This is a genomic window from Pseudomonas sp. TYF_14, from assembly GCF_043105275.1.
GTDB lineage: Bacteria > Pseudomonadota > Gammaproteobacteria > Pseudomonadales > Pseudomonadaceae > Aquipseudomonas > Aquipseudomonas alloputida.
This window is the reverse complement of the sequence record NZ_JBICLK010000100.1, coordinates 89,205-98,150: the sequence shown is the minus strand read 5'-3', so window position 1 is coordinate 98,150 and position 8,946 is coordinate 89,205. Positions and strand designations below refer to the sequence as shown.

8 protein-coding genes are annotated in these 8,946 nt (G+C 63.6%); all 8 read right to left on the bottom strand.

Annotated features, from left to right (window positions below; all coding sequences use genetic code 11):
• Positions 1 to 51: 51 nt before the first annotated feature.
• The 8 genes from ACF8O8_RS27925 to ACF8O8_RS27890 all read right to left on the bottom strand — a co-directional run bounded on the left by ACF8O8_RS27925 (position 52) and on the right by ACF8O8_RS27890 (position 8,913).
• Positions 52 to 1,386 carry an OprD family porin gene (locus tag ACF8O8_RS27925; RefSeq protein WP_010952035.1) on the bottom strand — a complete coding sequence of 445 codons (1,335 nt, stop codon included), beginning with the start codon at positions 1,384 to 1,386 and terminating at the stop codon, positions 52 to 54.
• Between the two features lie 206 nt (positions 1,387 to 1,592).
• Complete coding sequence (locus tag ACF8O8_RS27920) at positions 1,593 to 1,817, bottom strand: hypothetical protein (protein WP_049586405.1); 225 nt, start codon at positions 1,815 to 1,817, stop codon at positions 1,593 to 1,595.
• A 190-nt stretch (positions 1,818 to 2,007) separates the two neighbouring features.
• On the bottom strand, positions 2,008 to 2,742 hold the full coding sequence (locus ACF8O8_RS27915) for a YkgJ family cysteine cluster protein (RefSeq protein ID WP_014589717.1): 735 nt from the start codon (positions 2,740 to 2,742) through the stop codon (positions 2,008 to 2,010).
• Positions 2,739 to 3,050: a hypothetical protein gene (locus ACF8O8_RS27910; RefSeq protein WP_021781735.1), complete on the bottom strand. Its 312-nt coding sequence runs from the start codon at positions 3,048 to 3,050 to the stop codon at positions 2,739 to 2,741. The genes ACF8O8_RS27915 and ACF8O8_RS27910 overlap by 4 nt, the downstream gene beginning before the upstream one ends.
• A gap of 88 nt (positions 3,051 to 3,138) precedes the next feature.
• Positions 3,139 to 4,038 carry a chemotaxis protein gene (locus ACF8O8_RS27905; RefSeq protein WP_010952038.1) on the bottom strand — a complete coding sequence of 300 codons (900 nt, stop codon included), beginning with the start codon at positions 4,036 to 4,038 and terminating at the stop codon, positions 3,139 to 3,141.
• Between the two features lie 92 nt (positions 4,039 to 4,130).
• Entirely contained in the window at positions 4,131 to 5,315 is a 1,185-nt protein-coding gene (locus ACF8O8_RS27900; RefSeq protein WP_010952039.1) for an HlyD family type I secretion periplasmic adaptor subunit, read from the bottom strand.
• On the bottom strand, positions 5,312 to 7,480 hold the full coding sequence (locus tag ACF8O8_RS27895) for a type I secretion system permease/ATPase (RefSeq protein ID WP_010952040.1): 2,169 nt from the start codon (positions 7,478 to 7,480) through the stop codon (positions 5,312 to 5,314). The genes ACF8O8_RS27900 and ACF8O8_RS27895 overlap by 4 nt, the downstream gene beginning before the upstream one ends.
• Positions 7,477 to 8,913, bottom strand: a complete 1,437-nt coding sequence (locus ACF8O8_RS27890) for a TolC family outer membrane protein (protein ID WP_392510954.1) — start codon at positions 8,911 to 8,913, stop codon at positions 7,477 to 7,479. The genes ACF8O8_RS27895 and ACF8O8_RS27890 overlap by 4 nt, the downstream gene beginning before the upstream one ends.
• Positions 8,914 to 8,946: the final 33 nt, after the last annotated feature.

The window sequence follows — 8,946 nt, the reverse complement described above, 5'->3', positions numbered from 1 at the left end:
ACCGGCGAAGCCTTCTTCGCGGGTAACCGCTCCTACACTGGCAGCAAAAGATCAGAACACGTTCAGTGGGTAATCGACGATTACCCGCAGTTCATCGTTGTCGCTGTTGCTGTCGATCGACGCATAACCCTGGCTGCCGCGGTGGGTGGCATAGCGTACCAGCACCGACAGGTCCTTGAGGTCACCTTCCTGGAATACGTATTTCACGTCCAGGTCGCGCTCCCAGTGCATGGCGTTCTTGCCATCTTCACGGTAGTAGTCGTAGTGAGTGGTGTCCTGAGTGGCCTTGGTCAGGTCAGCCTCGCCGCGCGAGTAGGACAGCGAGGTGGACAAACCAGGCACGCCGACACCGGCGAAGTCATAGCCGTACTGCAGTTTCCACGAACGCTCGTTCGGCGCGTTGAAGTCCGAGTACATGCGCGAGTTGTCCAGGTACACGCTGTCGCCCAGGTTGATGTAGTCGAATGGCGTGTTGCCGTTCACTCGCTGGTAGGCAGCGGTGACGCTGTGGAAGCCTGCATTGACGGTAAAGTGCACGCTGTAGGTGTTGTTGTCGATCTTGCCTAGCAGGGCCTGGCCGGTGTCCTGGGTGTGATAGAAGTGCACGCCCGGGTTCAGGCTGACCAGGTCATTGACCACATAGGTGTAGTCGAAGTCCGCGTAGTACTGGTTCCAGATGTCCTTCAGCTCGGCGGCGTACAGGTTGGCGGTGATGTGCTCGGTACCGCTCCACGACGCGCCGGCCCAGTTCAGGTGCTTGCTCTTGTCGTGCTCGTCCAGTGACCCGTAGTAGGTGTCGATGCGGCGATGGCCGCTTTGGTTGTACGGGTGGGTGAAGCTGACCTGGCCGCCTTCGAGCAACAGGCCGTCGATGCTGGTGTTGGTCAGGCTTACACCGCGGAAGGTTTGCGGCAACATGCGCGTTTCGCCGCCGGCGATCACTGGGTTGGTGAGGAACAGGTCACCGGCTTTCAGCTCGGTGTCGAAGGCTTTCAGCTTGACCGCAGCACCGGCAGTGGAGAACGAATGCGGGGCAGCGCCCAGCTCGCCGTCGTCCTTGATGTGTTCGGGCAGGATGCTGGTGCCGGCATGGCCGCCACCGCCGTCGAGCTTCAGGCCCAGCATGGCATGAGCATCCAGGCCGAAGCCGACCACACCCGGGGTGTAGCCCGACTCGAAACGCGCTACCGCGCCCTGGCCCCACTCGCGGGTGTCGCGCACGCCGGCGTTGTGGTTGTCGCGGTTGAAGTAGGCATTACGAAAATGCAGGTTGAAGGACGAACCTTCGATGAAGCCATCAGCCTTGTCTTCATCTGCCTGGGCGGCGAAAGGGATCGTTGCAGTCAACGCAATGAAAAGCGGGGTAAAACGAAACGCGGAAGGCACCGGTACTAGCTCCTTGGATCTGACGGTGGGGCAGTTTTTATATTTGAATGTGCGTCTTTTTTTATAGGGACACGTTACAGCCGGGCTGAGCGTTAAAGCACATAAAAAAAGCCGCTGATCGGCAGCGGCTTTAAAAGGCTAACATATCGGCACCGGGGGTGCCCATGGCGTAGCCAAGGGAAAACGGGAGTAACGACAGCGCGTGATCAGCTGTCGGCACTGGTATCGACGCTGACTTTGGAAGCTGTCTGTTTCGCATCTTTTACGGTATCGGCCTTGTTTGCGGCTACAGCGTCACGGGCTTCTTGATGGACAGCCGCGATCTCTGCATTTCGGGCAACGAATGCCGGGGATTCTTCGGCCATGGCCAGGGGCGACAACAACAGGGAAGACAGGACGAAGACGCTGGCAATACCCATACTGTTGGACATTTGAAACTACCTTCTTGCGGTGCAAGTGCTAATGAGGACAGGGGTAAAGTTAGTCCTTTCAGTGCACTCGAAACAGAGCGAAGTGCGATAAGCACTGTTGCGCAAAAGGTAACGATCATTGGGTGGAACAACGGGGCTTTCGGCGAAAGCCCCGTGCTAGGGCGCCTGCACAGGGCGCCGCCTTGGCAGGCTAGAAACCGATAAAGGCGTAATAAACCGGGGTTTCATGGGTTGTGCGCAAACCCAGTGCCTGCAAGCTTGCCGTCAGCGCTTCATCCTGCACATGCAAGGTCCACTGCGCCCCTTCATTCCCCTGTACCTGCGCCAGCGCCGCAGCAAACGCCCCCATATCCGGCAAGTAGGCGGTAAAACCGTTACCCTTGAGCGCACTGGTCGTCATGCCCAATGCCTGGCACACCGCCACCTTGGCGGCAATGTCATCGCGGTCGGCCTGGCGCGAAGCCTGTACCAGCGCCTGCAGTTCCACATCGACCAGTTGCGTGCCGTGAATCAGCTCCGGCCCCTGTTGCCAGGCCTCCGGCGGGCAGTCCTTGCTGTCTGGCCGCAGGGGAATATGCGGGTTGATTTCTACCGGATAGATGCGACAGACCAGTGGGCGCTGCTCATAGATGGTGCAGAGGTCGTTGGCGTCGAGGTTACGGCAACGTCCGGGGTTGAATGCAGCAAAGGTCACCGAGACGCGTGCCTCGCCCTCGCCGCAATGCACCGGGTGGGAGCGTCGCAGCACATGGTCACGCTGATCCAGCGGCATGCCGGGGCCGTCCACGACGAAGGCCTCGATCAGTACCACCACCTGGCCGGCATCGTCCGCCCAGCGACGCGCTTCGGCCAGCGTCAGTGGCACATGGTGGCCGGTACAGCATTTGCCGCAGCCGGTACAGCCGAAACGTAAGCGGTCGGTCACTTGGCTTCCGGGCTCCACTCGCTGACAAAGGCACGCTGGTGCTGGCGATCGTACAGACACAGCTCGGTGCCGGTGCGCTGCTGCATGTGCTTTTGTGGGTAGACGCCTTCGATCAGCAGGGCACTCATGCCTGCCTGGTCATCGAACTCGGCGGGCTTGCCGCGAGCGTGGGCGTTCTTGAACTGGCTTGCGGTCAGGCAGGCCTTGAGCATCTGCTGGCGCTGCTCGTTCCAGGCCTGACTACTGGAGGCCTGGGCAATACCGCTGAAGAGGGCACAGCTGATCAAGATAGAGCTGAGAAGCTTCATACGCGATTCCGGCAATTTTCTTGCGAGGGGCGCGAATTATGCCCGAGTCACCCCCGGCGGCAAGCCGGGGAGTTTGTCGCTGAATATATCAGTGCTCGGCGAACACCACGGTGCGCGCAGCCACCACCAGACAATCGGTCAGCTCTGGCGAGGAGAACTTGGTAAGGATGGCATTGGCCCCGGCCTGGGTCGCCTTTTCACTGCTCATGGCACTGTCCAGTGAGGTGTGCAGCAGCACGTACAGGTGCTGGAAGTCAGGGGTTTCACGCAGCGTGCGGGTGAAGGCGTAGCCGTCCATTTCGCTCATTTCGATGTCGGAGACGATGATGTTGATCTCCTGCGCGGTGCCTTGCAGCTCCAGCAGCACGTTGATGGCGTCTTTGGCGCTGCGCGCGGTGTGGCATTCGATACCGAGGTTGCGCAGGGTGTGCACCGACTGCTGCAAGGCCACCTGGCTGTCGTCCACCACCAGGATATTGGCGGCGGCCAGCAGGCTGGCATCTTCTTCGTTCAAGCTGCTGTGCACTGGCTCGGCGACGGGCGGGGCGATGGCGTGTATGACTTTTTCGATGTCCAGCACCTGCACCAGGGTGTTGTCGACGCGCGTCACACCGGTGATGAACGAGCGGGTGCCCGAGGCGTAGGGCGGCGGTTTGATGTCGGTGCTCAGGCAATGCACGATGCGGCTGACCGCCTGTACATGCAGGCCTTGGCGCGAGCGGCTGATCTCGGTAACGATCAGGCAGCCACCCTGCGGGTCGACCAGTGGCTGTTCGCCAATGGCGCGGGACAGGTCGATGACCGACAGCGAGTGGCCGCGCAGGGTTGCCACACCTTTTACGTGGGGGTGCGACTCAGGCAGCTTGGTCAGCGGCGGGCAGGGGATGATCTCGCTGACCTTGAGCAGGTTGATTGCCATCAGCTTGCCGCTGCGCAGGGTGAACAGCAGCAGGGATAGCGAATCCGCGCGGGCATTTTGCGTGGCCATGGTGACCTTCGGTGAGGAGCAGGGGATAACCGGTTATCGGCCTGTTTGGGTTGGGCTTTAGGCATTTTGCACAGAACCCAGGAATGCCTGGATCAGCGTTCACGCAGGGCCTCCTTGGCCCGGTTCAGCGGCTTGATCAGGTAATCGAGGATGGTTTTCTCGCCCGTTCGGATATCCACCGTGGCAATCATCCCTGGCACGATCGCAAAACGCTTGCCGGCCTTGTTTTGCAAGCTGTCCTGTTCGGTGCGGATGAACACGCGGTAGTAGTAGATTTCCGGTTTGACCTCGTCCTGCAGGGTATCCGGCGAGATGCCTACCACCTTGCCATCCAGCCCGCCGTATACCGAGTAGTCATAGGCACTGATCTTGACCTTGGCCGCCTGGTCGGGGTGAATGAAGGCGATGTCCCGTGGCGCGATGCGGGTTTCGATCAGCAGGCGTTCGTCCATCGGCACGATCTTCATCACCTGGCCACCGGGCTGCACCACGCCACCCAGGGTGTTGACCTCGATGTCCTTCACGATGCCGCGCACCGGCGAGCGCAGGGTCAGGCGGGTGAGCGAGTCGCTGCGTCCGCGGATCACTTCCGACAGGGCGTCCGCTTCGGCGCTGGCCTTGGCCAGTTCTTCCCGGGCGCGCACCAGATAGTCCGAGCGTGCCTCGTTGGCCTTGAGTTCCAACTCGGAACGCTGGCGGTTCAGGCGGATCACTTCAACCCGGCTGGAGGCACCCATCTTTGCCAGGTTCTCGGTGATCTTCAGCTCGCTGCGCACCAGCTGCAACGAGTCCTGAATACCCGCCAGGGTCTGTTCCAGGCCGCGGCGGCGGGTCTGGTACAACGCGGTTTCGGCATCGATCAGGTCAGGAGAGTCGCGCAGGCTCTCCGGGAAGGTCAGTGGCTTGCCGGTCACCTCTGCCTGCAGGCGGGCCTGGCTGGCCCTGGCAGCGCGGTACTTGGCCTCGCTTTCACCCACGCTGGAAGCCGTCTTGGTCGGGTCGAGCTGGGCCAGCACCTGGCCGCGCTCGACCAGGTCACCTTCGGCCACGCTCATCTGCGCGACGATACCGCCCTCGAACGACTGAATGACCTGCTCTCGCGAACTTGGAATGACCTTGCCTGTGCCGGTGGATACCTCGGTCACCTCGAACCAGGCCGCCCAGGCCAGGAACGCCGCCAGCATCAGCGCGCAGAGGGTGATGATGCGGCCGGCGCGGAATACCGCCTGGTCGTCCTGCCCGTCCAGGTAGGAAGCCGGGAGTTCATGGTTGCTCATGCCTGGGCTCCCTGCAGTTTGGCCAGCGCGGCATCGCGCGCGTCATCGATGACGATGCGCCCGGCGTCCAGCACTAGGATGCGGTCGACCCGCTGCAGAACACTCAGGCGATGGGTTGCGATCACCAGTGTACGGCCCTGACAGAAGCGCTCCAGGTTATCCAGCAGCTTGCGCTCGGTCATGTCGTCCAGCGACGCGGTCGGCTCGTCCAGCAACAGCACCTGCGGCTGGCGTACCAGCAGGCGCGACAGCACCAGGGCTTGGCGCTGGCCGCCAGACAAGCCCAGGCCTCCTTCGAGGATCAAGTGGTCCATGCCCTTGGGCAGGCGGCGGACGAAGTCCAGTGCGCCAGTGGCGGCCAGCGCGGCCACCAGTTCCTGGTCGCTGGCCTGGCCGGCACCGAGGGTGAGGTTTTCCCGCAGGGTGCCGTGGAACAGCCTCGCGTACTGCGGCAGCAGGCCGACGTCACGGCGCAGGTCAGCAGGGTCGAGGTGGGCCATGGCGATGCCGTCCAGGCTGATCTCGCCCTGCACCAGATCCATGGCCCCACCCAGCGCCTGCAGCAAGGTTGATTTGCCGGCGCCGTTGCGGCCCAGCACGGCAATGCGCTCGCCCGGCTGGATATCCAGCCGGCCAATGTTCAGCACTGGCGGGTAGTCTTCGCTGTAGCGGAAGTTGGCCTGGCGCAGGCGGTACTCGCCGTGAATGGCCGGCAGGTGCACGCGGGCTTCGCCTTCGGGGTGATCGACCGGCGACTGCATCAGCTTGTCCAGGCCTTGCAGCGCGACCTTGGCCTGCTGCCAGCGGGTCAGCACATGGGTCAGTTGGGCCAACGGCGCCATCATTCGCGATGAAAGCATGGATGCCGCCACCAGGCTACCCGTGGTGAGGTCGCCGGCGATGACCATGGGAGCGCCGATCACGATGACCACGGCAAACACGGCACCCTGCACGTTCTGCGTCCAGGTCACCAGGCCGTTGGTGAGGGTGCGCAGGCGCAGGTTGGTGTGCGCGCAGGCCGCGTTGTACTGGTTCCACTGCCGTTCGAAGCGTGCCTCTGCCTGCAGTGCCTTGATCTCGTCCAGGCCCTGGATACTTTCCACCAGCATGGCGTTGCGCAGCGCCGACTCACGCATCGAGGCATTGGCCAACCGTGCCAGGCGCCTTTGTGCAAGCAACCCGGGCAGCACCATGGCCAGCAGCGCGACCAGCGGGATGAACACCAGTACGCCGCCGATCAGCCAGAACACGAACAGGAACAGCAGGAAGAACGGCAGGTCGGCCAGCACCGTCGCGGTGCTGGACGTGATCAGGTCGCGGATCGACTCCAGCTCGCGCAACTGCGAGATGAACGAGCCGGTGGACTTGGGCCGCACCGAGTTGCGCAGGCGCAGGGCATGGCCGTAGACCAGGTCGCTCACCCGCAGGTCGGCGCGCTTGCCGAGCAGGTCGGTCACCTTTAGCCGCAGCAGGCGCATGCTGAAGTCGAACACCAGTGCCAACACCACACCGCCAAACAGGACGTAGAGAGTGGGCAGGGATTCGGCCGGTATCACTCGGTCGTACACCTGCATCGAGAACAGCACGCCGGCCAGCGCCAGCACGTTGGCCACCAGTGAAGCGATCATCACCTGCCCATAAGGGCGCAAGTCACGCAGTACGATGCGGGCGAACCAGTGGCGGTCGTAAGGCGCGGTGTAGTCGTCGGTGCGCACATCGCGCAGTGGCCGGGCCGGGCGCAGCAGGGCCACGCGGCTGATACGGCCTTTGAGGGTGTCGCGGGGCAGGCGCGAAGTCAGGCCCTGGTCACCGGCGAACACCACTGCCAGGTCGTCCTCTTCGGTCACCGACTCGACCACCGCCAGCTGCCCATCGTCCAGCTCCAGCACCAGCGGCGTGCGCCATTGCCGCAGGCCCTTGGCATCGAAGTGCACGAAGCGCAATGCCAGCCCCGCCTGACGTGCCATGTGGCGGAGGATTTCATTCAACGGGCGGGCATCCTCCGCAGCGGCCAGGCGAATACGCTGGGGTGATACGTCCAGGCGGTAGTGGTGTGCCACCTGCAACATCACCTCAAGCCAGGGGCCAAGGTCTGGCCGGTGGGCGGCGGCCTGCTCCGGCGCGGGCGCCTGGTTGGGCAGGGTCACATCGATCGAATCACTCATGGCTGGATCTCCACACCTTGCAGGTTGCGCCCCTCAAGGCCAAAGGCCGTGCGCAGGGCGCCGGTGTTGTACAGGCAGTCGACATCCAGGCGCAGCAGATCGGAGCGGGTGCCGGCAAGTTCGAAGCGTGACTGGTAGATCTCCTGCTCGGCGTTGAGCAGGTCGAGCAGTGGCCGTGTCCCTAGGTCCAGGTACTGACGCCCGTAGAGCATGCGTGCCTCCTGGATGCTGACCTGGCGGGCTTCCAGCGAAGTCAGCCGGCGGCCCAGCCCGGAGGTTTGCGCCTTGGCCTCCGCCAGGCCCCGACGCGCCTGCAGCCGTGCGGCGTCTTCGGCGGAGTCGGCGGCGGTCAGCGCGTGGCCGGCAGCGCGGGTGCGGGCGCTGATGGAGCCCCCTTGGTAGATGGGAACTTCGACGTTCAGGTAGATGCCCGCCTGGGTGCGGTCCAGCCGTGCGTTATCGCGGTTGTAGTCGTCGTCCAGGTAATGATTGACCTGCGGTTGCAACGACAGGGTAGGGTAGGCCTCCGCCTTGGCCTGGGCCAGCTCGGCCTGGCCCTGTGCGCGCTGGGTCAGGGCCATCAGCACGGCGGGCAGGCGATCATCACCCTGTGCAGGGCGCTTGCAGGCCTGGTCCAGCTCGGCGGGTGAGCCCTCGGCCAGTGCCGGAGGGGTAACGCGACCCATCAGCGCCGCCAGGGTCGAGCGCCAGCGCTCGTACTGCGACTGGTACTCCTCCAGGGTGGCACGGGCGCTTTCCACGCGGGACTCGGCCTGTACCACGTCGGAACGGGTGCTGGCGCCCATGTCGCTGCGCTGGCGGGCCATGCCGGCAATGTCGCCCACGCCGCGAATCTGGTCGCGGGCAATCGTCATCAGTTGCTCGTAGCGGCGGGTCTCGATCCAGGCATAGGCTGTGTCGCGGGCCAGGTCGTCGACCACCAGCAGGATATTGGCCTGGGCCCGGGCGGCGGCAGCCTGGGCCGCGTTGACGGCGCTGTCGACCTTGCCGAAGTCATAGAGCATTTGCTTGAGCGACAGGTTCAGGGCCTGGCTATTGCGGTCGCCGCCATAGCCGGTGTCATAACCGGTGCGGATACCGCCGGAAATCTGTGGGTAATACCCCGCACGGGCGACGTTGATGCCTTCGCCCTGCTTGTAAAGGTTGCCGATGGCCTCAGCGATGCTCGGGTGCCATTGCGCTGCCTGCAGCACCGCGTCGGTAAGGCTCAGCCGTTCGCCACTGGCGACCGGGGCCATGCCGATGGGGGGGCGGGCGGGCACCGCTTCGGGCGCATCGCGTAGCAGCGACGGCCCGATCTGGCGCAGGTGGGGGTCTATATCATCGGCTGCCTGGGCAACCGGGTGGAAGTTCAGGGCCAGGAGCCCGAAGGCTCCCAGCAACAGCGGTGACAGCGGACTGCTTCGCTTCACATAGTTCCCTTACTGCTGGTCGTCCATGCCGCC

Coding starts and splice junctions, on each gene's coding strand:
- ACF8O8_RS27900 (WP_010952039.1), bottom strand. CDS start 5,315: ATGAGCAACCATGAACTCCCGGCTTCCTACCTGGACGGGCAGGACGAC.
- ACF8O8_RS27905 (WP_010952038.1), bottom strand. CDS start 4,038: ATGGCCACGCAAAATGCCCGCGCGGATTCGCTATCCCTGCTGCTGTTC.
- ACF8O8_RS27895 (WP_010952040.1), bottom strand. CDS start 7,480: ATGAGTGATTCGATCGATGTGACCCTGCCCAACCAGGCGCCCGCGCCG.
- ACF8O8_RS27920 (WP_049586405.1), bottom strand. CDS start 1,817: ATGTCCAACAGTATGGGTATTGCCAGCGTCTTCGTCCTGTCTTCCCTG.
- ACF8O8_RS27910 (WP_021781735.1), bottom strand. CDS start 3,050: ATGAAGCTTCTCAGCTCTATCTTGATCAGCTGTGCCCTCTTCAGCGGT.